This window comes from Sphingomonas sp. RIT328 (assembly GCF_000632225.1).
GTDB classification, from domain to species: Bacteria; Pseudomonadota; Alphaproteobacteria; order Sphingomonadales; family Sphingomonadaceae; genus Sphingomonas; species Sphingomonas kyungheensis.
The window spans coordinates 12,024-35,914 of sequence record NZ_JFYV01000008.1 but is presented as its reverse complement, the minus strand read 5'-3'; the positions used below and the strand labels follow the sequence as shown (position 1 = coordinate 35,914).

The window sequence follows — 23,891 nt, the reverse complement described above, 5'->3', positions numbered from 1 at the left end:
GCGCGTTCAACGATCCGGGCTAAGGGGCGGGCAAGACATGCTGCATCCCGCGCTTCCCATCCTGCTGCTCGCCGTCACCGCGCCCGCCGTCGCGGCGCTCGACGCCGCACCTCCCGACGCCGTGCCGGCGCAGCAGTCGCTCGACGGCACGATGGTCGCGCAGATGACGATCCGCGAACGCGTCGTCATCCGCGTGCCGCGGATGAGCGCGGCGTCGCGGCTGCCCGTCCCTGTGCCGGTCCGCTACAAGGAGAAGAAGGGCCCCAAATGCGTCGCCGCGGCGGAGCTGGCCGGCGCGCTGATCCAGGAGCCCGGCGCGGTCGATCTGGTGATCACCGGCGGCAAGCGGCTGCGCGCGCGGCTCGACAAGGATTGCGGGCCGCTCGATTATTATGCCGGCTTCTATCTGCGCCCCGCCGCCGACGGCAAGGTCTGCGCCGGTCGCGACGTGCTGCGCATGCGATCGGGCGCGAGCTGCGGCATCGCCACCTTCCGCACGCTCGTCGCCGCCAAATAATCCGCGCCGGTCGCCGCAATAGAGCGCCACGGCCAGCCAATTCTTGACTTTTCCGGCCAAATCCGCAAGCGCCGGCGGCAAGGACCGCGCAGGCGCGCGTGGCCGTTCTTATCCGGATCCTTGCATGAGCCTTATGGCATGAGCTTCGCCGACCTCGGCCTCTCCGACGGACTGCTCAAGGCGGTCACCGACGCCGGCTATACCGAGCCGACGCCGATCCAGGCCTCCGCCATCCCCAGCGTGCTGATGATGCGCGACCTGATCGGCATCGCCCAGACCGGCACCGGCAAGACCGCCGCCTTCGTGCTGCCGATGATCGACATCCTCGCCCATGGCCGCAGCCGGGCGCGCATGCCGCGCAGCCTGATCCTCGAACCGACGCGCGAACTCGCCGCGCAGGTCGCCGAGAATTTCGAGAAATACGGCGCGGGCACCAAGCTGTCGATGGCGCTGCTGATCGGCGGCGTGTCGATGGGCGATCAGATCAAGGCGCTGGAAAAGGGCGTCGACGTGCTGATCGCGACGCCGGGGCGGCTGATGGACCTGTTCGGTCGCGGCAATATCCTGCTCACCGGCTGTTCGATGCTGGTCATCGACGAGGCGGACCGGATGCTCGACATGGGGTTCATCCCCGACATCGAGGAAATCTGCACCAAGCTGCCCAAGCAGCGCCAGACCCTGCTCTTCTCGGCGACGATGCCGCCGCCGATCAAGAAACTCGCCGACAAGTTCCTCGACAATCCCAAGATGATCGAGGTGTCGCGCCCCGCCTCGACCAACCTCAACATCCAGCAGTTCCTCGTTCCCGTCACCGGCAATGCGATCAAGAAGCGCGACACGCTGCGCCGCCTGCTCGGCCAGGACGAGGTGCGCAACGCGATCATCTTCTGCAACCGCAAGACGACGGTGCGCGAGCTGAACAAGAGCCTGAAGAAGCACGGCTTCAAGTCGGGCGAAATCCATGGCGACATGGAGCAGGCGCAGCGCATCGCCGAGCTCGACCTGTTCAAGGACGGCAAGATCAACATCCTCGTCGCGTCCGACGTCGCGGCGCGCGGGCTCGACATCAAGGGTGTCAGCCACGTCTTCAACTTCGATGCGCCGTGGCATCCCGACGATTACGTCCACCGCATCGGCCGCACCGGCCGCGGCGGCGCGACCGGCATCGCCTATACGCTGATCACCGGCGAGGATGCCGAGAACATCCAGAATATCGAGAAGCTGACCGGCCAGAAGATCGAACGGCTGACGCTCGACACCCCGGCGACCGAACCCGCCGCCCCCGCCGCTGAGGCGGAGGAACAGGCCGCTCCTGCGCCGCGCGCGCGCCGCGAGCGCGAGCGCGAGCCGCGCCGCGACCGTCGCACTGCGGGCCAGGGCGAGCCGCGGTCGCAGGACTCGTTGCCGGACGCCGCTCAGCCCCAGTCGCAGCAGGCGCCGCGCGCGGAACGTCCGGCACCGGCCGCGCCGGCGCGCCAGGCCGACCGCCGCCCGCGGCGCGATCAGCAGGACGACGGACCCGACGACGGTTGGAACGGCCCGATCCCGGACTTCCTGTCCTATTCGTTTGGCCTGCCCGCTCCGTCTGACCACGCCGCCGACGCCTGAGCGCAAGCGGCGACGGACCTAGCCCTTCGCCGCCGCCTCCGCCAGCAGCGCATCGTCGATCGCCGCGGCGCGCCGGAACGCCTCGCGCGCGGTCAGCCGGTCGATGTACGCCGCGAGCCCCTCGGCCTTCGGCAGCAGGCCGAATTGCGTGTACCACATCGCCGCCGAGCCGACGTAGACGTCCGCCGCGGTGAAGCGGTCGCCGGCGATATACGGCCGGCGCGACACCGCCGCGTCGAACACGCCGGTGACGAGGTCGAACGTGCCATAGCCCGCCATCCGCTGCATCTGCGGCTCGGTCTCGACCTTCATCGCGCGATTGACCACCGCCGCCTCGAGCGGGCCCGCGGCGAAGAACAGCCAGCGATAATAGTCGCCCCGCTCCGCTGCGGTCGGCGCGAGGCCGGCGTCGGGGAAGGTCTCGGCGAGATAGGCGCAGATCGCCGCACCCTCGGTCACCACCGTCTCGCCGTGGACGATCGCCGGCACCTTCATCATCGGGTTGATCGCACGATAGGCGTCGGCCTTGAGGCTCGTCGCATAGTCGAGCACCACCGTGTCATAGGCCGCGCCGCTCTCCTCGAGCATCCAGCGGGCGATCCGGCCGCGCGACTGCGGATTGGTATAGAAGGTCAGCGCCGTCATCGTCCCGCCCCCCGCGCTCACAGCTGCCGCTTGAACAGATCGAGCATCCGACCCCAGGCGCGCTCGGCCTGCGGCTTGTTGTAGACCTTGCTGTCGGGGACGCACCAGCCGTGCATCGCACCGGCATAGACCTCGATCTCGGCGGGGCGCTTGGCGGCGGCGAACGCTTCGCGCAGCACGGTCTTGTCGTTCGGGCTGCGCGCATCGTCGTTGCTGGCGATCGCGATCAAATAGCCGCCGGCCAGCTTCGGCACCAGGAGGTGCGGACTGTCCGGTCCGTCGCTGACCAGCCCCGCGCCGTGGAACGACCCGCCGGCATGGACGCGTGCCGGCTTGGCGGCGGCGGTGCGCAGCACCATCGGTCCGCCCATGCAATAGCCGGCGCTGCCGATGCCGCGCCGGGTGTCGACCTCCGTCTGCAGGTCGAGGAAGGCGAGGAACACCTCCGCATCGCTCGTCGTCGCCGCCGCGGTCAGCGCCGCGCGCCACGGCATGATCCGGTCGCGCACCGCCGGCTGGTCGAAGCTCTCGCCCGGCGCGATGATCGGCGCCTTGGCCGAGCGGTAGAATTGGTTGACGACCAGCACGGCATAGCCCGATTGCGCGAGCCGGTCAGCCATCGCCCGGAAGGCGGGGCGCAGGCCCATGATATCGGGCCACATCAGCACGCCGGGCGAACGGGTGCCGGTCGGCGCGGTGAAATAGGCGTCACACTGGCCGTCGGGCGTGGTGATCGTCACGTCGCGCCCCTTGATCGGCTTGGCATCCGCCGGCGCCGGCAGCACCAGCGCCGCCCCCACCGCCCCGGCCGCCGCACCGAGCTGCCGCCGCGTCAGCCGACCATTGTCCTCGGCGGTGAGTTCGTCGCACATGCCTGCTCTCCCTTGCGTTCGCGGGAGGCTAGCCGAGCGCGCGGGGACGCGCCAGTGGGGTGTGACGGTGGCCGCTGCGGCGACGATGCGGGCTCAGGCCGAGCGATCATCCCGCCCGTATGCCTGCGAACGCAGGACTCCAGGGCGGCGCAAGACAAGGGCTCGTAGCTCTCGGAACCCGCGGCTCCTGCTTCCGCAGGAGCACTGGAGCAGCGGTATGTCCGCTCACGCGTATCCTCTGTCCGGGGTGACGGTGCGTTCAGGGCGGCGCGACGTTTTGCAGAGGTCCCGCGCCGGCGAGCTACCAGCCGCCAAGCAGAACAGCGGTTTACGGCCGCCACACCCCGCAACGGCGGTCGCCCAACCGGCGCGCCCGCCCCTTACCACATCAGCGCTTGAACGGATCCTGGAACAGCGCCGCCGCCGCCGACGCCGGGTCCTGATCCGCCACGTCGACGCCGCGCGCCGCCGCGTCGCGCTCGGCGCGCAGGCTGGCGATCAGCGCCTCGCGATCGCCCTCCAGCCGCGTGTCGGCCGGCGCCGCCTCGGCGCCCGACGCCTTCGACGCCTTGGCCACCGCCGCGTCGAGCTCGCGCTGCGTCGTCAGGCCGAGCGTCACCGGGTCCTTCGGCGTGATGTTGCCGATGTTCCAGTGGCTGCGGTCGCGGATCGCGGCGATCGTCGTGCGCGTCGTGCCGATCAGGTTGCTGATCGCACCGTCGGTGATCTCGGGATGGTTGCGGATGATCCAGGCGATGCCGTCGGGCTTGTCCTGCCGCTTGCTGACCGGCGTGTAGCGCGGCCCCTTGGTGCGGCGGACCTGCTCGGGGCCCTTGATCATCTTGAGGCGATAGGCGGGATCGGCCTGCCCCTTGTCGATCTCCTCCTGCGTCAGCTCGTGCGCGCGGACGGGATCGCGCCCGGTCAGCTTGGAGGCGGCGGTATCGTCGGCGATCGCCTGGATCTCGAGGATATGCAGGCCGCAGAAATCGGCGATCTGGTCGAACGACAGCGACGTATTGTCGACCATCCAGGACGCGGTCGCATGGGGCATAAGAGGCTGGGCCACGGGGGAACTCCGTCGGATCATCTGGGTCGGAAACAAATAGGGCCGCCCCTTGCCGGAGCGGCCGCTGCCTAACCCCCCGTGTACCCCGCGGCGCTGCGAAGGGCAACCCGAGTGTTATCTGGCAGGATTGGCCGCTCCCCCGCCGACGATCGCCACGACCCCCGCCTCAGCCGAGCGGCGCGCGAAGACATGCGCAAGGACGACCTGCCCTTCGAAAATCTTCCTCCGCGCCTCCGCGCGAACCAAGACCCGACCGAGCCAAGGAAAGGGGATCGTAACGGCAAACGCCCCCCTGCCCCGCCCCCAACCTCCAAAAATAAGAAGCACTCACGCGAAGGCGCGAAGACGCGAAGAGAAAAGCTACCGGACGGGCTCGAGCTCGGGAGCGCTCACACGCCAGGACGCACGCCCAATCTATTCCCCTTCGCGTCTTCGCGTCTTGGCGTGACTCACATTCTCACGCGGAGGCGCGGAGGCGCGGAGAACTCTCCGGATGCGACGACCCGGATCGCCCCAGCCGAGCCCCCGGCGCCGAAGACCGACCCCCTCTGCGCCCTCCGCGCCCTCCGCGCCGCCGCGCGCCTATTTCCCCAGCCACGCAGCGCGGAACGCCATCTGCGCCGGCGATACCGCCACCCCCGCCGTCTCGCCGCGCACCACCTCGAACGACGGATCGGTGCCGAGCGTCATCACCGCATCGCGCACGACGCCGCGCTGGCGGAAGCGGATCGCGACACGGTCGCCCGGCCGATGCGTCGCCAGCGCCGCCAGCGCCGAGGCCGCATCGCCGACCGAAGCGCCGTCGAGCGCCAGCACCATGTCCCCGCGCTCGACTCCCGCCGCATAGGCCGGCGCATCGGGCCGCGGCGGCGCGGCGACGATCACGTCGCCCGCCTCCCCCGCCGCGAGCGTCAGCCCCGACCAGCCATGCGCCGGATCGACCGGCCGCATCACCAATCCCGCCTGACGCAGCAGCGGCGCATAATCGGGCAGCGCGCTCGCATGGATGGAGCGATCGAAGAAGGCCTTGGCGAACCCCGCGTCGGTCAGCTCGGCGAGCCCGCGTTCGAGGTCGGCGGGTGTATAGGGCCGCTCGCGGTCGCCGCGCGCCGTCCACATGTGGCGCATATAGGCATCGAGCGACAGCCGCGGATCGCGCTGCCGCAGCTCGAGGTCGAGCGCCAGCGCGATCACCGCGCCATAGGGATAATAGGAGACGAAGATATTGGGATTGACCGGATCGATCGACTTGGCGGCATCGACGAAGGGCGCGCGCAGGCTCATCTCCTCTGGTCCGCCGTAGCGCCGCGCCGGGCTGGTGACGACGCCGCTCAGCGTGCCGCCGAGCGTGCGCAGGAAGTCGTCGACGCTCATCTCGCCGGCGCGGCGGATCATCAGCGGCCCGTAATATTGCGTGAAGCCTTCGGCGAACCACAGGCTCGGCGTCGGATTGGCGCGGGTGAAGTCGAACGGCTCCAGCTCGGCGGGGCGCAGCCGCTCGACGTTCCAGCTGTGGACGAACTCGTGGCTTAGCGTGTTGAGCTGTGCGAACTTCGCCTCGGCGAGCCCGCGCTTGTCGGTGATGATCGTCGAGTTGCGATGCTCCATGCCGTCGCCGGTGATCTGCGGCAGATAGTCGGCGATGAACGTATAGGTGCCGTAATCATAGCGCGGCGCCTGGCCGAACAGCGCATAATGCTGCGCGATCACCCGCTTGACCTTGGCGGTATAGACGTCGAGGTCGGCGTCGCTGCCGGCGTGATGCACCGCCAGCCGCACGACATACCGTTTGCCGAGCGCATCGGTGATCGGCCATTCGCGCAGCGAAAAGGCGCTGATCTCGGTCGGGCTGTCCATGAAATATTGCAGATTGGGCGCCCAGAAGCTGTTCGTCCCCTGCCCCGCCGGCAATTGCGTCGCGATCCGCCAGCGGGGATCGAAGGGGTGGAAGCGCACGCGGATCGGCTGGTCGTCATAGCCCTGCGCCCATAGGAAGGTCGCAGGCATGTTGAGATGCGCGTGGCTGGTGTCGATCTGCGCATAGGTGCCGTCGCCCCAGTCGCCGTACAGCGTATAGGTGACGACGACGGTGCCGTCATGCCCCGCCACCGTCCAGCCATAGGGATCGCTGCGGATCACGGGGAGCGGCCGCCCGGCGCCATCCTTCGCCGAGACGGCATAGACGTTCTTGGCGAATTCGTGGATCGCATAGCGTCCGGGCGACGAGCGCGCCATCTGCACGCGCAGTGGCCCGGCCGGCACGCGCGCATAGGTGGCGGTGATCTGCGCCTCGTGATGCGCCGCATTGGCGAAGGACACGTCATAGGACGTTCCCGCCCGCGCGCCCGGATCCTGCGCGCGCTGCGCCGCCTCCGCCTGCGCGCCGGTCTGCGCCTGCGCCGGTGCCTGCGAGACGGCCGTGACCGCCATCACCGCTGCCGCCATCACCCCGAATTTGATCGTCATCGCGTCCCCGCCGTCGTTTCGCTCACTATTGGCAGCCGCCGCCGCACCGGTCCACCGGTGTGCGACGACGGCTCTCTCGTCGCCGGTCATCTGCAATGCCCCTGATATTTCGCGGCTCGCCACCGTGACCGCGCACGATCCGTCTATAATGGAGCGGGCGGGGGATGGGCCTTGCCGGCGCAAAGGGTCGTAGCTTGCTGCGTAGCTTCAATATTCGCGTGATGGCGTCGCTCGCCGGCGCCATTCTGCTGCTGTGGCTGCTCGCCGCGATCACCTATAACGAGAATCGCCAGGTCGGTGCGACCTACCGCAGCGCCATCGACGCGCAGGAATATATGCACAGCGTCGCGGAGGTGCGCTCGGTCAGCCGCTCACTGCAGCGCGATGCACTCAACCTGATCAGCGAGGAGGATCCGCTCGACCGATCGATCATCGTCAAGAAGTTTGAGGATCGCTCGCAATGGATGCGCAAGATGCTGCGCGATCTCGAAAGCGGCCCGGCGCATCATCTGTTGCCCGAGGATTATTTCCAATTGTCGTACACGGTGCTCGCCGCCTTGTCCGACGTTGCCGACACTGCGACCTCCGGCGATCGCGGCGACGCGATGCGCCTGTTCCGCCAGAAGGTTCGCCCCGCGGAACGGGCCGCATCGAAAGTCGTCGATACGCAGATCGAACTGATGGGCGCCCGTGTCGCCGCGCTGCGCGACACCGCCGAAAGCGCGCAACATTCGGCCAACCGCATGCTGATGATCGCGGTCCTCTTCCTCAGCGTGCTCGGCTTCGCCACGGGCGCGCTGGTGGAGATGGTGCGCCGTTCGCAGACTCGGCTGATCGTGCGCAACCTCGGCAGCGGCCTGCACAAGCTCGCCGGGGGCGATCTCACCGTCCGGATCGATGGCGTGCTCGCCGGCGAATTCGGCAAGCTTAAAAGCGACTTCAACCATGCCGCCGATGCGCTCGGTTCGGCGCTCGCGACGATCCGGCGCAGCGCCATGGACATCAGCGCCGGCGCGGACGAGCTGATGGAATCGTCGACCGATCATTCGGCCCGCACCGAACGTCAGGCGGCCAGCCTCGAAGAAACCGCCGGCACGCTGCAACAGCTCAGCGAGGCCGTCACCAATTCCGCGCAGCACGCCGCGCAGGTGCGCAGCACCGTCGCCGCGGCGAATGTCGATGTCGAGAAATCGGGCGCCCTGCTGCGTGACGCGGTGGCGGCGATCACCCGGCTCGAGCAATTTTCCGAAGAGATCGCTGACATCCTGGTGGTGATCGACCGGATCGCCTTCCAGACCAATCTGCTCGCGCTCAACGCGGGGGTCGAGGCCGCGCGCGCCGGTGATGCGGGCAAGGGCTTCGCCGTGGTCGCGCTCGAGGTCCGCGCGCTCGCCGGTCGCTCCGCCAAGGCGGCAGAGGACGTCAAGAAGCGGATCGGCCGGTCGACCGAACAGATCCATGTCGGCGTCCGCTCGGTCCACGACGCCGAAGCGATGCTGGATCAGGTGATCGAACGCGCCGGCAGCGTCGCGTCGATCACCGCCAATATCGCCGACAATATCGAACAGCAGTCGCTCGCGCTGCGACAGATCACCGCCGCGGTCGCCGAGCTCGACAGCGTCACCCAGCAGAATGCGGCGATGGCGGAGGAGCAGAGCGCCGCCGCGCGCAAGCTGGTCCATGAGACCAAGGTGATGACCGGTCAGATCGAGCAGTTCCGCTTCAGCGAATGGGAGGTCGCCAACGACCGCCTCCCCGATTTCGAACCGCGCCCGGTCTGGCCGCTCCGCCCGACCGAAATCTCGCCGCGGGTGATCGCGCCGCTCCCCAAGCAGCGCCTGCCCTGATCGGCGTCGGGCGGCGCTGCGCCTGAGCGAGACCGGGCGGCGGCGGCTCCGACCGGCGACGCCGGCCTTAGCCCCGCCGGGCGGCCCTAGCCCGCCTTGCCGCCGAACAGTCGGCCGAGCATCGCCTCCGCCGCCTTGCCGACCGCGGCGGCGATCGCCTGCGGATCGGGCTGGGTCTGAGTGCCCTGCGGCGGCGCCTCGGGGCGGGGCGGTTCGGGCGGCCCGTCCCCGCTCGGCGACACGGGAGTTGCCGGCGGTGTCGGCGGCACCGGCCGTTCCGCCGCCGGCCGCGTCGCCTCGCTGCGCCGCGCCTGGCCCTTCGCCACCGCCGCGGTCGCGGCGGTCGCCGCCATCGTCAGCCCCGCCGCGAGCCACTCGCGCCCCTGCGGGCTGTTCGCCTTCTCGAGCAGCGCCCCGCCGACCTCGCGCAGCTCCTTGGGCAGGCGGATGCCGAGCACCTCCTTGGGGAGCTTCGCCTTCGCCTTCTTCTTCTTGCCCATCTGCCGGCCCTTCTGCCTGTGTGTCGTCGAGATAAGACACCATCGGCGATGTTTCAACGTGGTGCTGGCAAGCGCCTCTCTGCGTTCCTACTTCCCGCACTAGCCTCAGCCACAGAACAGAAGTAGAACCCGCCTTATGCTGACCAAGATCACCGTCCGCGGCGCGCGCGAGCACAATCTCAAGGACGTCGATGTCGACATCCCCCGCGATACGCTGACCGTGATCACCGGCCTGTCGGGCTCGGGCAAGTCGAGCCTCGCCTTCGACACCATCTATGCCGAGGGCCAGCGCCGCTACGTCGAATCGCTGTCCGCTTATGCCCGCCAGTTCCTCGAACTGATGCAGAAGCCCGACGTCGATCATATCGAAGGCCTGTCGCCGGCGATCTCGATCGAGCAGAAGACGACCAGCCGCAACCCGCGCTCGACCGTCGCCACCGTCACCGAAATCTACGATTACATGCGCCTGCTGTGGGCGCGCGTCGGCATCCCCTACAGCCCCGCGACCGGCGAGCCGATCGCCGCGCAGACCGTCAGCCAGATGGTCGACCGCGTCCTCGCTCTGCCCGAGGGCACGCGCCTCTATCTGCTCGCCCCCGTGGTGCGCGGCCGCAAGGGCGAATATCGCAAGGAGCTCGCCGAATGGCAGAAGGCGGGCTTCACCCGCGTCCGCGTCGACGGCCAGATCCACGAGATCGACGAGGTGCCGGCGCTCGACAAGAAGTTCAAGCATGACATCGAGGTCGTCGTCGACCGCCTCGTCATCCGCGAGGATATCGCGACGCGGCTCGCCGAATCGTTCGAGACCGCGCTCAAGCTCGCCGACGGTCTCGCTTATGTCGACCCCGCCGATCCGGTCGAGCCGCACACGCCCAAATCGGAAGTGCTCGGCGACAACGCGCCCGCCGGCCGGATCGTCTTCTCCGAGAAATTCGCCTGCCCGATCAGCGGCTTCACCATCGCCGAGATCGAGCCGCGGCTATTCTCGTTCAACGCGCCGCAGGGCGCCTGCCCGGCCTGCGACGGGCTCGGCGAGAAATTGCTGTTCGACGAGGATCTCGTCGTCCCCAACCACGGGCTCAGCATCAAGAAGGGCGCGGTGGTGCCCTGGGCCAAGTCCAACCCGCCCTCGCCTTATTACATGCAGGTACTCGGCAGCCTCGCGCGCGAATTCGACTTCAGCCTCGACACGCCCTGGTCCGACCTGCCCGAGGCGATCCACGCGCTGATCCTGCACGGCAGCCGCGGCAAGGCGGTGACGCTGACCTTCGTCGACGGCAAGAAGGCCTATGACGTCAAGAAGCCGTTCGAAGGCGTGATCGGCAACCTCAACCGCCGCCTGCTCCAGACCGAGAGCGCGTGGATGCGCGAGGAACTCTCCAAATACCAGAGCTCGCGCCCCTGCGAGGTCTGCCACGGTGCGCGCCTCAAGCCCGAGGCGCTGGCGGTCAAGATCGCGATGCAGGACATCGCCTATGCGACGCATCTGTCGGTGGTCGACGCGCTCGCCTTCTTCACCGATCTGCCCAACCATCTCGGCGACCAGCAGCGCGCGATCGCCGAACGCATCCTCAAGGAGATCGTCGAGCGGCTGGGCTTCCTCAACAACGTCGGCCTCGATTACCTCAACCTCGATCGCACCAGCGGCACGCTGTCGGGCGGCGAGAGCCAGCGCATCCGCCTCGCCAGCCAGATTGGCAGCGGCCTGTCGGGCGTGCTCTACGTGCTCGACGAACCCTCGATCGGCCTGCACCAGCGCGACAATGACATGCTGCTCGCGACGCTGCGGCGCCTGCGCGATCTCGGCAATACCGTGCTGGTCGTCGAGCATGACGAGGATGCGATCCGTACCGCCGATTATGTCATCGACATGGGGCCGGGCGCCGGCGTCCACGGCGGCGAGATCGTCGCGCAGGGCACGCTCAAGCAATTGCTCAAGAGCAAGACCAGCATCACCGCCGATTATCTCAACGGCACGCGCCAGGTGCCGGTGCCGGCCAAGCGCCGCAAGGGCAATGGCAAGCAGCTCACCGTCCACAATGCGCGCGCCAACAACCTGACCGGCGTCACCGCGAGCATCCCGCTCGGCACCTTCACCTGCATCACCGGCGTATCGGGGTCGGGCAAGTCGAGCTTCACCATCGACACGCTGTTCGCCGCCGCGGCGCGGGCGCTCAACGGCGCGCGCATCCTTGCCGGCAAGCACGACAAGGTGACGGGGCTCCAGCATCTCGACAAGGTGATCGACATCGATCAGTCGCCGATCGGCCGCACCCCGCGCTCCAACCCGGCGACCTATACCGGCAGCTTCACGCAGATCCGCGACTGGTTCGCCGGCCTGCCGGAAAGCCAGGCGCGCGGCTACAAGCCCGGCCGGTTCAGCTTCAACGTCAAGGGCGGCCGCTGCGAGGCGTGCCAGGGCGACGGCGTGCTCAAGATCGAGATGCACTTCCTCCCCGACGTCTACGTCACCTGCGACGTCTGCCACGGCGCGCGCTACAATCGCGAGACGCTGGAGGTGAAGTTCAAGGGCAAGAGCATCGCCGACGTGCTCGACATGACGGTCGAGGATGCCGCGGAGTTCTTCAAGGCGGTGCCGCCGATCCGCGACAAGATGGAGATGCTGGTCGAGGTCGGCCTCGGCTACGTCAAGGTCGGCCAGCAGGCGACGACACTGTCGGGCGGCGAGGCGCAGCGCGTCAAGCTCGCCAAGGAACTCGCCCGCCGCGCGACCGGCAACACGCTGTATATCCTCGACGAGCCGACCACCGGCCTGCATTTTGAGGACGTGCGCAAATTGCTCGAAGTGCTCCACGCCTTGGTCGAGCAGGGCAATACGGTGGTGGTGATCGAGCATAATCTCGACGTCATCAAGACCGCCGACTGGGTCGTCGACCTGGGGCCGGAAGGCGGCGTCAAGGGCGGCGAGATCGTTGCCGTCGGCACGCCCGAGACGGTGGCGAAGGAGCCGCGAAGCTTCACGGGGAAGTATCTGGCGCCGTTGTTGAAGCCGCGCGGTGGGGAGGCGGTGGCGGCGGAATAGCGCCGCCACCGCCTACCCTGACGCGGTTTCGGAACTAGGATCAGCCTCTCCGCAACAATCTTCCAATTGCTGACCGAGGGAGAAGGGGTGGCGGACATAGGCATCCCGCCAATCGGGCTTAACCCGATCAAGCATTTCTGCCTCCACCGCGCCAAGCACATAGAAGGCATTGCGCCTCCAGATCGCGAGTCCCTGATCGTTGATGGCGCGCAGGCTCGTCGTCAGCCCCGCGCAGCGGTCCGCTGCAACGGCGGCGACCGCCGCGTCGGTACGACTGACCTGCCGCCCCAGCGTCAATTCGGTCCACCGTGCGACACCCTCCTGCCCGATCTGAAACTCGGCATAGACCCAGGCAACGTCTCCTGAGGCTGCGCGCGCCGCACGACGCGCCTTCAGATAATCCGCAATCAGCTGCCGGTCCTTATCAGCTAGACGATTCGATAGGAATGCCAGCGCACGATCGGTCATGACCTTGAATGCCGCGACGACGTTTGGCTGCTTATAGGGGAAGGAATAGCCCAATATCCAGTCCGTCCCGGATGTTCCGAGATGCCGCCCAACATCTGCAACCGTCCGATTATAACTCGGGATATTCGCCTGATATTGATGGGAATGTCTCATGAACTAGGGTGACGATCCATTCAGGCCGAGAGAGGCCCACTGCCGAGGGTAGACCGATTTCGATGACGGACTGTTGGTCCAGATCGGTGGCCGCGGCCAAATCGACCGGAAGCTGTCGCGGACGGCGCTGCACTGGGCATCCCGTCACACGATCGATCCCCGCCGGACGAAACCCTGCCGCTGGCTGGCCACAAAACAGACGCTCCTGCTTCTCGTCGATCAAGAGCACAGGCAGCGGAATTTTCGGATAGCCGGCCCACAATTGGCCGCCCGACTGGAGAATGATCTCCCGCGCCTCTCGGATCATGCCGCGGACGGACACGTCAGACGTTGGCGTGGCCGCCGCAACGAGGGTTACGAGGATCATCGTCGCTTCCATCTTACAACGTCGGTGCCGTAGTATTGTAGCCGCGGTTAAGACGAGTCAGGCGCCATCGACGTTGGGGACGCATCGTTCATCCGCCCCTGCCCGCCCGGCCCATCCGCGTGCGGAACCGCCCGATCACATCGGGATCGACCCGCACCGTCGCACCTCTCTTCCGCTGAGTACTTCGACCCGTTATATCTTCCCCATGACCGACCTCACCCCCATCGAGTCGGAATTCGCGACGACCGAAGAGGCGGAGGCCTATGACGCATGGTTCCGCGCCAAGGTCGAGCGGGCTATGGCGTCCAAGGCGCCGAAAATACCGCACGATCAAGTGATGGCCGAGGCGCGCAGGATCATTGATCGGCATCGTGCAAAATGACGCTCGCCGTCGTCTGGAGCGACGATGCGACTACCGACTTTCTCGACATTCTCGATTACATCGCCGAACGCAATGTCGCCGCGGCCGACCGGCTGGAGGCGCTGATCCAGCACGCCGCCGACCGCCTGCCCGACCACCCCTACATTCATCGTCCCGGCCGGATCGCCGGCACGCGGGAGGCGATCGTTCATCCGAACTACATTCTCGTATATCGGGTCGCGATTCATGCAATTGAGGTGCTCGCCGTGCTCCACGCTCGACAGCGCTACCCCTAAAGCCCCGCCGCCTTGCGCAGCGCAGCGTTCATCCGCCCCTGCCAGCCCGGCCCATCGGCGCGGAACCGCTCGATCACATCGGGATCGAGCCGCAGCGTCACCTGCCGCTTCGCCTGCTCGCGCAGCGGCGGGCGGCCACGCACCACGCCGTTCGGCCCGAGATACCCCGTTGCCGGGCGGATCACCTTGCCGCCCACCCGTATCTCGGCGATCTCCGCCATTTCCTCGGTCAATTCGGGCGCGTCATCGGGATCAATCCAGTCCGACATGTCTGATCTCCCATTGGTGCATATGCCGCATCGAGATCACCCGACACCCGCCATCCCGCTCGGTCCACACCACTGCCACGGCATCCTGCTCAAGCCATCCGTACGTCACGTAACGCACCTCACCATAGTCGAACCGGTCGTCGATCACCGTCTTGCTTCGGCTATCGAACACCTGCCCGGCCTCGGCGAAATCCAGCCCACGGTCCGCCAGCGTCATCGCCCGCTTGACCGGATCGAAGCTGATCTCGCCGTCCATTATGTAACTCCATAATGCGAGCGTCAACGCCGCCTCAGCGCATCATAGAATCCCTCTGTCCTACACGGTCGCACTTGGCATAGGTCGTCGGTCCCCTGGCAGCGAATCGGAGGGACGATGAGCAAGCACAACGAACCCTGGAGCGCGGCGCGCGCCCGGCAGTGGGAGGCGCAGCAGGCGGAGCGGCGGGCGATGACCGATCGCGCGATCCTCGCGGGGATCGAGGCGGTCAAGGCCGGCGGCGATCCCGCCGTCGCCATCGCCGCGGTCACCAAGCCGCGCGGTAAGCCCGGCGGCGACGATCCGGATATGGCGCCGATCGCCGCCCGCCTCCGCCAGCGCCGGCGGATCGACGGCTGGAGCATCGCCACGCAACGCCAGTTCATCCAGGCGCTCGCCGACAGCGGCTGCGTCAGCCACGCCTGCGCCGCGGTCGGCGTCGCGCGCAACACCGCTTATGCGATGCGCCAGCGCGAATCCTACAGCCTCTTCGCGCTCGCCTGGGACGTGGCGATCCAGATGGGGCGCAAGCGGCTGCTCGACATCGCGATGGAGCGCGCGATCGCCGGGCAGGAGGTGGCGGTCTGGCATCGCGGCGAACAGGTCGGCACGCGCACCGTCTACAACGACCGGCTGCTCACCTTCCTGCTCGCGCATCAGCCGGCGCCCGCCCATCCGGTGCTGACCCCGCCCGAACTCGCCGCGCTGTTCCCGGCGCTGCTCGACGTCATCGACCAGCGGCAACCGCATCCCGCCGCGGCGCGGCTCGAGGCGGAGGACGCGGAGGCCGGGGCGTGGTGAACGGTCGCCATCCGGAAACGATGGACCGCGATCGTTTCGGTCAAGGTGTCCATCTTGTCCATGTTGCCACAATCTTGCCACGATCCGCACCGGCTTGCCGGGCGGGCATTTCCTGTCATCCTGCCGGCCAACGATAAGAGAGGATCCACCATGGCCACGATGCCCGCAGCCACCCCCGCCTGCCCCGATTCGATCAGCCCGGAGGAATGGGCGGCGCGCGTCGATCTCGCCGCCGCCTATCGGCTGGTCGCGCTCTACGGCTGGGACGATCTGATCTTCACCCATCTGTCGGCGCGCGTGCCGGGGCCGGAGCATCACTTCCTGATCAACCCGTACAATATGATGTTCGAGGAGATCACCGCCTCGTCGCTGGTCAAGATCGACGGCGACGGGCAGCCGGTCGGTCGCTCGGACCATCCGGTCAATCCGGCGGGCTTCACCATCCACTCCGCGATCCACATGGCGCGCGACGACGCGCACGCGGTGATGCATCTGCACACGCCGCACGGTCAGGCGGTGTCGGCGATGGCGTGCGGGCTGCTGCCGCACACCCAGACCGCGATGATCGCGAGCCACGACGTCGCCTATCACGATTATGAGGGCATCGCGACCGACCTCGCCGAGCGCGAGCGGCTGGTCGCGGACCTCGGCATCAAGAATGCGATGATCCTGCGCAACCACGGCACGCTGGCGGTGGGCAATTCGGTCGCGGCCTGTTTCCTTCGGCTCTACTTCCTCGAACGTGCGTGCCAGGCGCAGGTGCATATGCTCGCAGCGGGACGCGATGGCCTCAACCCGCCGCCCGACGGGGTCGAGGAGAAGGTCGCACATCAGGCCAGCCCGGCTGGGATGGGGATGGTGGCGCAGGCGCTCGCCTGGCCGGCGCTGCTGCGCAAGCTCGACCGCATCGATCCAAGCTACCGCCAGTAAGGGTCACGCGGTGGCGCGGAGGGGGCGCACCCGGCGCAGTCGGTTGCCTCCCCTCCGGCGAAGAGGGAACGCAAGGGCCAAACCGGCCACCTCCCCTCCGCGCCTCCGCGCCTCAGCGCGAACCAAATCGCCAATCCCCCCGAACACTGCCGACCGAGGCGACGAACAGCCCCGCTCCGATCACTCAGTCGAGGACGATATGCGGCACGAAGCGCGCGCCATTGCCGGTGATCAGCCCGCCCTCGCGGATTCCCATCCCCGCGGGCACGCCGTCGACCACCCAGCTGCCGATCACCGGGTAACAGCCCGGCGCCGTCTCGGGCAGCGGATAGATCGCCTGATAGACATAGCCCTCGTCGCCATAATCGCCCGGCGCCTCGGCGACGATGCGGCCGCCGCGCCGGATCGAGACGTTGGCGCCCTCGCGCGACAGCAGCGGCTTGGCGACCGCGTCGCCCTCGGGGATGGCGAAGCCGGCGGCGAGCAGATTGGGGTGATCGGGGAACAGCTCCCACAGCATCGCCAGCACGCCCTTGTTGCTCCACAGCATCTTCCACACCGGCTCGATCCACGAGGTGCCGCCCGCGGCGAGATCCTCGGCGAGCACGCCGGCAAACGCCTCGTTGGCGAGCCACTCCCAGGGATAGAGCTTGAACAGCGCATCGATCGGCGCGCCGCCCTCGTCGACGAAGCGGCGGCGCTGCTCGTCCCAGCCGATCGCGTCGATCGGCAGGGCTGCGGTATCGATCCCCGCCGCCGCCGCGGTGTCGCGCAGATAGGCGGTGGTGACGCCGTCCTCCCCCGCGTCGTCGGCAGCATGCGCGAAGTGGACGCGGGCAGGCAGATGGGCGCCGAGGTCGCGCCATCTCTCGACCAGCCGTTCGTGGAGGCTGGTGAACTGGTCGGCGTCCGGAAAGCATGCCGCCTTCCAGCTCCACTGGATCACCGCCGCCTCGAGCAGCGAGGTTGGCGTGTCGCAGTTGAACTCGAACAATTTGGGCGGCGACGCACCGTCATAGCCGAGGTCGAAGCGGCCGAAGTTGAGCGCCGGCGGCTCCGCTTCCCAGGCCTCGCGGATCGGCTGGTGGAAAGCGCGCGGAATGCCGAGCCGGTCCATCCGCCGCGGCTCGGCGACGATCGCCTCCCCCACCGCGAGGAACAGGCGATAGAGTTCGGCGGTCGCCGCCTCGATCTCGGCGACCTGCGCCGCGTTGAACCGGTAGCAGGCTGATTCGTCCCAATAGGGCTGCCCGTCGCTGCTGTGCCAGACCAGCCCCTCCGCCTCGACCTGCGCCTGCCAGTCGCGGCGCGGGGTCAGCGGCATGCGGATCACGAGCGGCCGCCGCCGAAGCTCCGCGCCGAGGCGCCGAACCCGCCGCGGCTGATCGCCCCGGCGCGCGTCACCTGCGTCGTCGCGGGGGCAAAGCCATAGGCCCGCCCCGGTGCCCGCGCGAACGAGCCGCCGCCGACCCGCTCGCCATAGGGCGGGATCACCGCATTGCGCGCGAGGAAATACCACAGGAACGGGCTCGCCCCGCCGCCGGCATGCGCCTGGCGCGCGCAATTGGCGTCGGCGACGCGCTTGCCGTCGCGATCGGTGCACAGCGCCGTATCGCCCTGCGCGACCCAGCCGTCGGCATCGTCATGGCGCTGGCCGCAGCCGCTGGCGAGAAAGGCGGCCGCGAGCGCGGTGGTGAATGTCAGGTCGTGCCGCAACCGCGCCTCCGCTGCTCATGAAGCGGTCACTGTCCCATATCGCCGCGCAAAAGCGAAGCGTCGTGGCGCGCCGGATTACTGGCCGAACTTGCCCTGCCGGTACAGCAAGGTGATCGCGACGCGGCGGTTGCGCGGATCGCCGGGATCGTCGGTGATGATCGGCTCGCGATCGGCGACGCCCTCGATCCGCTCGAACCGCGATTCGGGAATGCCGCCGAGCGCCAGCCGCCGCCGCGTCGCCTCGGCACGGCCCGAGGAGAGCATCCAGTTGTTCATCGCCCGCGGGTCGCCATAGGGCACGCTGTCGGTATGGCCGCGGATCATGATCGTGTTGGGCGTGCCCGCGATCGTGCCGGCGATCATCCCGATCAGCTCGGACGCCTTGGGATCGAGCGCGGTGGTGCCGAGCGCGAACATCGAATAATCGGCATTGTCGACCAGATCGATGCGCAGCCCGTCCTGCGTCGGCACGAAGCGGATATGGTCGGCCATCTTGGCGAGCCGCGGCGACGCCTTGATCTGCTTTTCGAGCTGCTGCTTGATCGCCTGGAACGCCTGCTTGTCCGCCTGCATCGCCACCGGGTTGCGCAGCGATCCCTTGTCGCCGGTGCCGCTGCGGTCGCCGCCCGCCGTGCTCATCGGGATGCCGATCGACGCGATCGGGGCCGATGCCGCCTTGGGGCCGAGCTTGTTGTTGCTGAGGATCGATTCGCCGCCGAGCACGCCGTTGCCGCCGAGGCCGGTCATCTTCTTGTCGAGCAGGGTCGGCGCGAAATAGTCGGCGATCCCCTTGCGCTGCTTCTCGGTCGTCGCGCCGAGCAGCCACAGCAACAGGAAGAACGCCATCATCGCGGTGACGAAATCGGCATAGGCGACCTTCCACGCGCCGCCGTGATGGCCGCCGTGCCCGCCGTCGATGATCTTCTTGACGATGATGATCTTGGGCGGCTGGTTGTTGCCGTGGGGGGCGGCGCGGGCCATGGCTCTGCTCCCGCCTTACTTGCCGCGCAGCCCGTCGAACACCTCGGCGAACCCCGGCTGGTTCTTGTGCGCGATGCCCGAACGTGCCGCCTCGATGACCAGCGGCTGCGGATGGCCATGCAACGAGGCGATGATGATCTGCTTGACGACGTTGTAGATCGCCGCGTCGGCATCGATCACCTGCTTCAGCCGTCCGGCGAGCGGCGAGACGATGCCATAGGCGAGCAGCACGCCCATGAACGTGCCGACCAGCGCCGAACCGATCATCCCGCCGAGCACCGACGGCGGCTTGTCGATCGATCCCATCGTCTTGACGATGCCGAGCACCGCCGCGACGATGCCGAGCGCGGGCAGCGAATCCGCCAGGCTGGTCAGCGTGGTATGCGGCCCCTCCACCTCATGGTGGTGGGTCTTGATCGCATGATCCATCACCTCCTCGACCGCGTGGACGTCGAGCGTCCCCGACGAGACGACGACGAGGCGCAGCGTGTCGGCGATCAGATTGACCAGCGTGTGGTCGGCGAGCAGCCGCGGATATTCGCTGAACACCGCCGACGATTTGGGGTCCTCGACATGCGGTTCGAGCGCGATCGGGCCGTCCATGCGCAGCATCTTCATCAGCTTGCTGACCAGGAAGATGACGTCGAGATAATCCTGCTTCTTGTATTTGGGGCCCTTGAACACCTTGGCGAGGCCGCCGCCCATCGCCTTCAGCTCGGTCCCCGAATTGCCGATGATCAGCGCGCCGGCGGCGGCGCCGCCGATGATCAGCATCTCGTGCGGGATCGCCTCCATCACCGGGCCAAGCGCACCGCCGGTGATGGCGAAGCCGCCGAACACCATGGCGAGCAGGACGACAAGACCGATGGCTGGAAACACGTTGGGCAACCCCCGTTGCGCCGGCGCGGCCGGCAATCCGATACGACCGGATTAACCGCACTTCCTCGACAAGTGGTTACCGGCGCGGTGAGTTTGTTGCGCCGCCGGCCGCGGCGGCGCTTATTTGAGGTAGTCGAACAGCGACAGGCTGGAGAGCTTGCTGAAGCTCGCCTGCGACGCGGACAGCGCGGTCATCATCTGCTGGAGCTGGACGACGGCGTCGGTGACGTCGACCTGTTCGATCTTGCCGCGCAGCTCGCTGCGATCGGTGTTGGCGCTGGTCAGCAACTGCTGCTGGAGATCGACCCGCGCGCCGCGCGCGCCGACCGACGCGGAAACGTCGGCGACCTGATCGACCGCCTGATTGATCTGGTCGAGCGAAGTCGCGACCGACGCCGAGACGTCGCCGCCGGCGTTGAGCGTCGCGGCGAGCTTGCTCAGCATCGCCAGCGTGTTGTCGGTGCCGCCGGGCAGGGCGAAGATGCGCTTGGCGCTCTCGGTCGCCTGCACGGTCTGCCCGTCGGCGATCGGCACTTCGGACACTTCGACGTCGGGCGGGAAGGTGAAGGTGCCGTCCTTGTTGTCGATCACCGCCGCGCCGCCCGAGGCGGAGCCGAACAGCGGCTGGCCGCGCACGTTCTTGGTATTGGCGAGGCCGACCAGCGAACCGACGATCGACGTCAATTCGGTCGCGATCAGCTTGCGCGTCGCGTCGGTCTGGGTGCCGTTCGCCGCCTGCGTCGCGAGTTCGGTGGCGCGGGTCAGCTGCGTGCTGATCTGGCTGAGCACGCCGTCCGCCTGATCGAGCAGCGAGCTCGCCAGCGTGATGTTGGTGCCATAGACCGCGGCGTCGGCATCCTTGCGGTCGAGCTCGGCGAGCTGCTGCGCCGCGGCGGGATCGTCGGAGGGCTTGAGGATCTTCTTGCCGGTCGAGATCTGCGTCTGCAAGTCCGACGCACGGCTGCTCATCTGCGAAAAGCGGGTCGCCGCATTGCTGTAGAAGAGGCTGGTGGAGATCTGCATGGCGCGGCCCTAGCGGATGTCGAGGATGGTCTGCATCGTCTCGCGCGCCACCTGGATGACGCGGCCCGAGGCGGCATAGGCCTGCTGGAAGCGCATCAGGTCGACGGCTTCCGAATCGAGGTTGACGCCGGTCGCGGTCGACAGCGCGGTCGCCGCGCCGTCGCGGATCGCGGTCTGCGCGTCGGCGATGGTGTTCTTCTGCTTGTACGCCGTCGCATTGTCGGTGACGAGCGCGGTCAGCTTGGTCTCGAACCCCTGCGACTGCCGCGTCGCTTCGAGCGCGGTGAGGTTGGACGAATCGCGCACCCCGCCGCCGGCGCTCGCCGCGATCTTGCCCGCGGCGATCAGGCTGCCGGAGGTGAATTGATCGGACACGCTGATGTCGGTCGGATTGGTGCCGGTCGCGAACATCGCGATGCCGGTGTTGCCGTTCTGATCAAGCCCGGCGGTCTGGTTGGCGTTGACCGCGCCGGTGAAGCCGGTGGCGACCGCGTTCAGCTCCTGGCGGATCGCCGCAACGCGCTCGGCGCCGTCGGTGATGCCGGCGATCGTGCCGCCGCTCGCGGTGATCTGGCTGTTGACCGCGCCGACCGTCACCGTGAAGGACACCTTGCCGTCGCTGCCGCGATCATAGGCGACCTGCCCGCTGGTCACGCCCTGGACGAAGGCCGGGCCGGTCGATCCGGCGAAGCTCACCGTCGCGCGGCCGATCGCATCGGTCTTGGTGGTGACGTCGGCGAGCTCGCTCATCTGCGAGAGGATATTGTCGCGCTGGTCCATCAGCTGCGCCGCGGCGGTGCTGCCGACCTGCGCGCGGCCGAGACTGTCGTTGATCTTGCCGAGCGAGTCGCCGAGCGAGGTCAGGCTCTGCGCCGCCTGGTTGCCGGCGGTGTCGATATCCGAATCGATCTGGTCGAACGCCTTGCCGGTCGCGGTGAAGGCGATCCCCGCCGAGGCCGCGGCGCTCAGCATGCCGGTGCGCAGCGCGGTCGAATTGGGTTCGGCGGCAAGGCTCTGCGCCGAGGCGAAGAAGGAGGTGACGCGGGTGGTCAGCGCATTGCCGGTCAGCGCGTCCTGGATGCGATCGAGCCATTCCGCGCCCTTGGTGGTGCGCGACAGGTCGCTGGTCGAGGCGCGCAGCGCGGCGCTCGCATAGACGTTGGCCGACCGGCCGACCCCGGTCAGCACGACACCGTTGCCGGCGCCATAGGGATTGAGCGAGCCGCTGCCGCCCGCCACTTCGCTGATGTTGACCGTGCGCCGGGTATAACCGGTCGAGTTCACGTTGGCGATATTCTCGCCCACCGTGGACAGCGCGCTCTGATACGCGCGGACGCCCGAAGCGCCGATCGACAGCAAGTCGCTCATTTGGGCGGATCTGCAACAGAGGTGTTAAGATCGGATTGCGACTTGGCGAGGAAGGCGGTCATCGCCTTGCCGATGCCGAGCGGCGTCGTCTCCGCCATCGTCTGCGCGACGCGGGCGTCTTGCATCTCGCTGAACGTGTCGATCGCCTTCGAATCGAACAGCGGGTCGGCGAGCTTGGCCTTGCGCATGCTCTTCAGCATCATGCCGGTGAACACCGCTTCGAACTTCTCGCCCGCCTTCTTGAGGTTCTCGGCGGACTTGAGCCGCGACGTATCGGTCGAGATGCCGCCGGTCGCACCGACGGGCGTGGTGCCGAGCGTCGTCATAGCACGATCAGCTCCGCCTTGAGGCTGCCCGCTTCCTTGAGCGCCTCGAGGATCGCGACGAGGTCCGCGGGCGACGCGCCGATTGCGTTCACCGCCTTGACGATGTCGGCGAGCCTGGGGCCGGGGTTGATGAGGAACATCGGTTTCTTCTCCTCCTCGATCGACACGTTGGACTTCTTCTCCAACGCGGTCTGACCCTGGCTGAACGGCGCCGGCTGGCTGATCCGCTGGTTCTCGTCGATGCGCACGGTCAGCTTGCCGTGCGTCACCGCGGCAGGACCCACCCTGACCGCAGAATTGATAACGACCGTTCCGGTGCGCGCATTTACAATTACTTTTGCGGGCGGCTCGGCCGAAGTGACATCGAGGTTCTCGATCGTCGACATCAGCGTCGCGCGCACGTCGGCGCCCGGCGGCGCGCGCACCGCGACCGACACGCCGTCGACCGCCTGCGCCGTGCCGAAGCCGAGCTTGGCGTTGATCGCCTGCGCGACGTTCTGCGCGGTGGTGAAATCCGACCGAGCGAGGTTGAAGGTCAGCATCGGCGCCGAATCGAAGCCGGTGGCGACCGCGCGCTCGACGGTGGCGCCCTCGGGGATGCGCCCGGTCGAGGGCACGTTGACGACGATCCGCGATCCGTCCGCGCCCTCCGCGCCGAGGCCGCCGACCGCGAGATTGCCCTGCGCCATCGCATAGATCTGATTGTCCGCGCCGAGCAGCGGGGTCAGCACGAGGCTGCCGCCGCGCAGCGACTTGGCCTTGCCCATCGAGGCGACGGTGATGTCGAGCCGCTGGCCGGGCTTGGCGAAGGGCGGCAGCTCGGCGGTGATCATCACCACCGCGGCATTCTTCATCCCCGGATTGGCGCCGGGCGGCAGTTGCAGGCCGAAGCGTGACGCCACCGCCTTCAGCGACTGGACGGTATATTCGAGATTGTCGTCCCCGGTGCCGGGCAGGCCGACGACGACGCCATAGCCGGTGAGCTGGTTGGCCCGGATACCCTGGAAGCCGCCGAGGTCCTTGATCCGGTCCGCCGAAGCGGGCGCGGCAAGGCCGACGGTGGCGATCAGCGCGGTGATCAGCGAACGGGCAAGATGACGGATCATAGCGGCAATGCCTGCACTCATATT

General features: G+C 67.9%; 25 protein-coding genes. 8 read left to right on the top strand and 17 right to left on the bottom strand.

All coding sequences use genetic code 11. The annotated features are described in order from the left end of the window. Positions 1 to 37 precede the first annotated feature (37 nt). Positions 38 to 517: a hypothetical protein gene (locus BW41_RS04785; protein WP_037531942.1), complete on the top strand. Its 480-nt coding sequence runs from the start codon at positions 38 to 40 to the stop codon at positions 515 to 517. A gap of 138 nt (positions 518 to 655) precedes the next feature. Further along, positions 656 to 2,125, top strand: coding sequence for a DEAD/DEAH box helicase (locus BW41_RS04780; protein WP_051583252.1), 1,470 nt, complete (start codon positions 656 to 658; stop codon positions 2,123 to 2,125). Positions 2,126 to 2,143: 18 nt separating this feature from the next. On the opposite strand, the gene BW41_RS04775 is transcribed toward BW41_RS04780, so the two are convergent. The 4 genes from BW41_RS04775 to BW41_RS04760 form a co-directional block, all read right to left on the bottom strand. Next, positions 2,144 to 2,770, bottom strand: a complete 627-nt coding sequence (locus BW41_RS04775; protein WP_037531940.1) for a glutathione S-transferase family protein — start codon at positions 2,768 to 2,770, stop codon at positions 2,144 to 2,146. Between the two features lie 17 nt (positions 2,771 to 2,787). Further along, the gene (locus tag BW41_RS04770) at positions 2,788 to 3,642 is read right to left on the bottom strand and encodes a dienelactone hydrolase family protein (RefSeq protein ID WP_037531938.1); all 855 of its coding nucleotides are present in this window, start codon (positions 3,640 to 3,642) and stop codon (positions 2,788 to 2,790) included. Positions 3,643 to 4,030: 388 nt separating this feature from the next. Continuing rightward, positions 4,031 to 4,711, bottom strand: a complete 681-nt coding sequence (locus BW41_RS04765; protein ID WP_037531936.1) for a DUF1013 domain-containing protein — start codon at positions 4,709 to 4,711, stop codon at positions 4,031 to 4,033. A gap of 582 nt (positions 4,712 to 5,293) precedes the next feature. Then, positions 5,294 to 7,177 carry a M61 family metallopeptidase gene (locus tag BW41_RS04760; RefSeq protein ID WP_152542118.1) on the bottom strand — a complete coding sequence of 628 codons (1,884 nt, stop codon included), beginning with the start codon at positions 7,175 to 7,177 and terminating at the stop codon, positions 5,294 to 5,296. A gap of 194 nt (positions 7,178 to 7,371) precedes the next feature. Between BW41_RS04760 and BW41_RS19975 the strand changes: the two genes are divergently transcribed. Then, on the top strand, positions 7,372 to 9,024 hold the full coding sequence (locus BW41_RS19975; RefSeq protein WP_161773113.1) for a methyl-accepting chemotaxis protein: 1,653 nt from the start codon (positions 7,372 to 7,374) through the stop codon (positions 9,022 to 9,024). Between the two features lie 86 nt (positions 9,025 to 9,110). Here BW41_RS19975 and BW41_RS04750 read toward each other — a convergent pair whose 3' ends face one another. Next, on the bottom strand, positions 9,111 to 9,524 hold the full coding sequence (locus BW41_RS04750; protein ID WP_037531935.1) for a hypothetical protein: 414 nt from the start codon (positions 9,522 to 9,524) through the stop codon (positions 9,111 to 9,113). 136 nt (positions 9,525 to 9,660) lie between these two features. On the opposite strand from BW41_RS04750, the gene uvrA reads away from it, so the two are divergent. Continuing rightward, complete coding sequence (uvrA, locus tag BW41_RS04745) at positions 9,661 to 12,567, top strand: excinuclease ABC subunit UvrA (protein ID WP_037531934.1); 2,907 nt, start codon at positions 9,661 to 9,663, stop codon at positions 12,565 to 12,567. A 12-nt stretch (positions 12,568 to 12,579) separates the two neighbouring features. On the opposite strand, the gene BW41_RS04740 is transcribed toward uvrA, so the two are convergent. After that, complete coding sequence (locus BW41_RS04740; RefSeq protein ID WP_037531932.1) at positions 12,580 to 13,089, bottom strand: hypothetical protein; 510 nt, start codon at positions 13,087 to 13,089, stop codon at positions 12,580 to 12,582. A gap of 55 nt (positions 13,090 to 13,144) precedes the next feature. Continuing rightward, complete coding sequence (locus BW41_RS04735) at positions 13,145 to 13,555, bottom strand: hypothetical protein (protein WP_152542116.1); 411 nt, start codon at positions 13,553 to 13,555, stop codon at positions 13,145 to 13,147. 205 nt (positions 13,556 to 13,760) lie between these two features. Between BW41_RS04735 and relB the strand changes: the two genes are divergently transcribed. Together relB and BW41_RS04725 are read left to right on the top strand one after the other, a co-directional pair. Next, complete coding sequence (gene relB / locus BW41_RS04730; protein WP_037531930.1) at positions 13,761 to 13,937, top strand: type II toxin-antitoxin system RelB family antitoxin; 177 nt, start codon at positions 13,761 to 13,763, stop codon at positions 13,935 to 13,937. Beyond that, positions 13,934 to 14,212: a type II toxin-antitoxin system RelE/ParE family toxin gene (locus BW41_RS04725; protein WP_037531928.1), complete on the top strand. Its 279-nt coding sequence runs from the start codon at positions 13,934 to 13,936 to the stop codon at positions 14,210 to 14,212. The genes relB and BW41_RS04725 overlap by 4 nt, the downstream gene beginning before the upstream one ends. Here BW41_RS04725 and BW41_RS04720 read toward each other — a convergent pair. Both BW41_RS04720 and BW41_RS04715 read right to left on the bottom strand, forming a co-directional pair. Beyond that, entirely contained in the window at positions 14,209 to 14,481 is a 273-nt protein-coding gene (locus BW41_RS04720; RefSeq protein ID WP_081792901.1) for a BrnA antitoxin family protein, read from the bottom strand. The two genes, BW41_RS04725 and BW41_RS04720, sit on opposite strands and share 4 nt — an antisense overlap. Next, positions 14,465 to 14,737: a BrnT family toxin gene (locus BW41_RS04715; protein WP_081792900.1), complete on the bottom strand. Its 273-nt coding sequence runs from the start codon at positions 14,735 to 14,737 to the stop codon at positions 14,465 to 14,467. Before BW41_RS04715 ends, BW41_RS04720 begins: the two co-directional genes overlap by 17 nt. Positions 14,738 to 14,854: 117 nt before the next feature. Between BW41_RS04715 and BW41_RS19970 the strand changes: the two genes are divergently transcribed. Together BW41_RS19970 and BW41_RS04705 are read left to right on the top strand one after the other, a co-directional pair. Continuing rightward, the gene (locus BW41_RS19970) at positions 14,855 to 15,538 is read left to right on the top strand and encodes a hypothetical protein (protein WP_051583250.1); all 684 of its coding nucleotides are present in this window, start codon (positions 14,855 to 14,857) and stop codon (positions 15,536 to 15,538) included. Positions 15,539 to 15,688: 150 nt separating this feature from the next. Further along, complete coding sequence (locus BW41_RS04705) at positions 15,689 to 16,468, top strand: class II aldolase/adducin family protein (RefSeq protein WP_037531927.1); 780 nt, start codon at positions 15,689 to 15,691, stop codon at positions 16,466 to 16,468. Between the two features lie 184 nt (positions 16,469 to 16,652). On the opposite strand, the gene BW41_RS04700 is transcribed toward BW41_RS04705, so the two are convergent. From BW41_RS04700 to BW41_RS04665, 8 genes are all read right to left on the bottom strand, one after another. Continuing rightward, positions 16,653 to 17,792: a glutathionylspermidine synthase family protein gene (locus BW41_RS04700; RefSeq protein WP_443027637.1), complete on the bottom strand. Its 1,140-nt coding sequence runs from the start codon at positions 17,790 to 17,792 to the stop codon at positions 16,653 to 16,655. Positions 17,793 to 17,797: 5 nt separating this feature from the next. Next, a complete protein-coding gene (locus BW41_RS04695) occupies positions 17,798 to 18,184 on the bottom strand; it encodes a hypothetical protein (protein WP_037531924.1) in 387 nt (128 codons plus the stop codon). A 75-nt stretch (positions 18,185 to 18,259) separates the two neighbouring features. Beyond that, positions 18,260 to 19,165: a flagellar motor protein MotB gene (locus tag BW41_RS04690; RefSeq protein WP_037531923.1), complete on the bottom strand. Its 906-nt coding sequence runs from the start codon at positions 19,163 to 19,165 to the stop codon at positions 18,260 to 18,262. Between the two features lie 15 nt (positions 19,166 to 19,180). Then, positions 19,181 to 20,044 carry a flagellar motor stator protein MotA gene (gene motA / locus BW41_RS04685; protein ID WP_037532027.1) on the bottom strand — a complete coding sequence of 288 codons (864 nt, stop codon included), beginning with the start codon at positions 20,042 to 20,044 and terminating at the stop codon, positions 19,181 to 19,183. Positions 20,045 to 20,164: 120 nt separating this feature from the next. After that, a complete protein-coding gene (flgL, locus tag BW41_RS04680; protein WP_037531922.1) occupies positions 20,165 to 21,067 on the bottom strand; it encodes a flagellar hook-associated protein FlgL in 903 nt (300 codons plus the stop codon). Positions 21,068 to 21,076: 9 nt separating this feature from the next. Beyond that, positions 21,077 to 22,435 carry a flagellar hook-associated protein FlgK gene (flgK, locus tag BW41_RS04675; RefSeq protein WP_037531921.1) on the bottom strand — a complete coding sequence of 453 codons (1,359 nt, stop codon included), beginning with the start codon at positions 22,433 to 22,435 and terminating at the stop codon, positions 21,077 to 21,079. Then, positions 22,432 to 22,761: a rod-binding protein gene (locus BW41_RS04670; RefSeq protein ID WP_037531919.1), complete on the bottom strand. Its 330-nt coding sequence runs from the start codon at positions 22,759 to 22,761 to the stop codon at positions 22,432 to 22,434. Before BW41_RS04670 ends, flgK begins: the two co-directional genes overlap by 4 nt. Further along, positions 22,758 to 23,867, bottom strand: coding sequence for a flagellar basal body P-ring protein FlgI (locus BW41_RS04665; RefSeq protein ID WP_037531918.1), 1,110 nt, complete (start codon positions 23,865 to 23,867; stop codon positions 22,758 to 22,760). Before BW41_RS04665 ends, BW41_RS04670 begins: the two co-directional genes overlap by 4 nt. Between the last annotated feature and the right edge of the window lie 24 nt (positions 23,868 to 23,891).

Coding starts and splice junctions, on each gene's coding strand:
- BW41_RS04705 (WP_037531927.1), top strand. CDS start 15,689: ATGGCCACGATGCCCGCAGCCACCCCCGCCTGCCCCGATTCGATCAGC.
- BW41_RS04700 (WP_443027637.1), bottom strand. CDS start 17,792: ATGCCGCTGACCCCGCGCCGCGACTGGCAGGCGCAGGTCGAGGCGGAG.
- BW41_RS04670 (WP_037531919.1), bottom strand. CDS start 22,761: ATGACGACGCTCGGCACCACGCCCGTCGGTGCGACCGGCGGCATCTCG.
- relB (WP_037531930.1), top strand. CDS start 13,761: ATGACCGACCTCACCCCCATCGAGTCGGAATTCGCGACGACCGAAGAG.
- BW41_RS04665 (WP_037531918.1), bottom strand. CDS start 23,867: ATGATCCGTCATCTTGCCCGTTCGCTGATCACCGCGCTGATCGCCACC.
- BW41_RS04750 (WP_037531935.1), bottom strand. CDS start 9,524: ATGGGCAAGAAGAAGAAGGCGAAGGCGAAGCTCCCCAAGGAGGTGCTC.
- BW41_RS04715 (WP_081792900.1), bottom strand. CDS start 14,737: ATGGACGGCGAGATCAGCTTCGATCCGGTCAAGCGGGCGATGACGCTG.
- BW41_RS04770 (WP_037531938.1), bottom strand. CDS start 3,642: ATGTGCGACGAACTCACCGCCGAGGACAATGGTCGGCTGACGCGGCGG.
- BW41_RS04760 (WP_152542118.1), bottom strand. CDS start 7,177: ATGACGATCAAATTCGGGGTGATGGCGGCAGCGGTGATGGCGGTCACG.
- BW41_RS19970 (WP_051583250.1), top strand. CDS start 14,855: ATGAGCAAGCACAACGAACCCTGGAGCGCGGCGCGCGCCCGGCAGTGG.
- BW41_RS04720 (WP_081792901.1), bottom strand. CDS start 14,481: ATGTCGGACTGGATTGATCCCGATGACGCGCCCGAATTGACCGAGGAA.
- uvrA (WP_037531934.1), top strand. CDS start 9,661: ATGCTGACCAAGATCACCGTCCGCGGCGCGCGCGAGCACAATCTCAAG.
- BW41_RS04690 (WP_037531923.1), bottom strand. CDS start 19,165: ATGGCCCGCGCCGCCCCCCACGGCAACAACCAGCCGCCCAAGATCATC.
- BW41_RS04780 (WP_051583252.1), top strand. CDS start 656: ATGAGCTTCGCCGACCTCGGCCTCTCCGACGGACTGCTCAAGGCGGTC.
- flgK (WP_037531921.1), bottom strand. CDS start 22,435: ATGAGCGACTTGCTGTCGATCGGCGCTTCGGGCGTCCGCGCGTATCAG.
- flgL (WP_037531922.1), bottom strand. CDS start 21,067: ATGCAGATCTCCACCAGCCTCTTCTACAGCAATGCGGCGACCCGCTTT.
- BW41_RS04785 (WP_037531942.1), top strand. CDS start 38: ATGCTGCATCCCGCGCTTCCCATCCTGCTGCTCGCCGTCACCGCGCCC.
- BW41_RS04725 (WP_037531928.1), top strand. CDS start 13,934: ATGACGCTCGCCGTCGTCTGGAGCGACGATGCGACTACCGACTTTCTC.
- BW41_RS04735 (WP_152542116.1), bottom strand. CDS start 13,555: ATGATCCTCGTAACCCTCGTTGCGGCGGCCACGCCAACGTCTGACGTG.
- BW41_RS04775 (WP_037531940.1), bottom strand. CDS start 2,770: ATGACGGCGCTGACCTTCTATACCAATCCGCAGTCGCGCGGCCGGATC.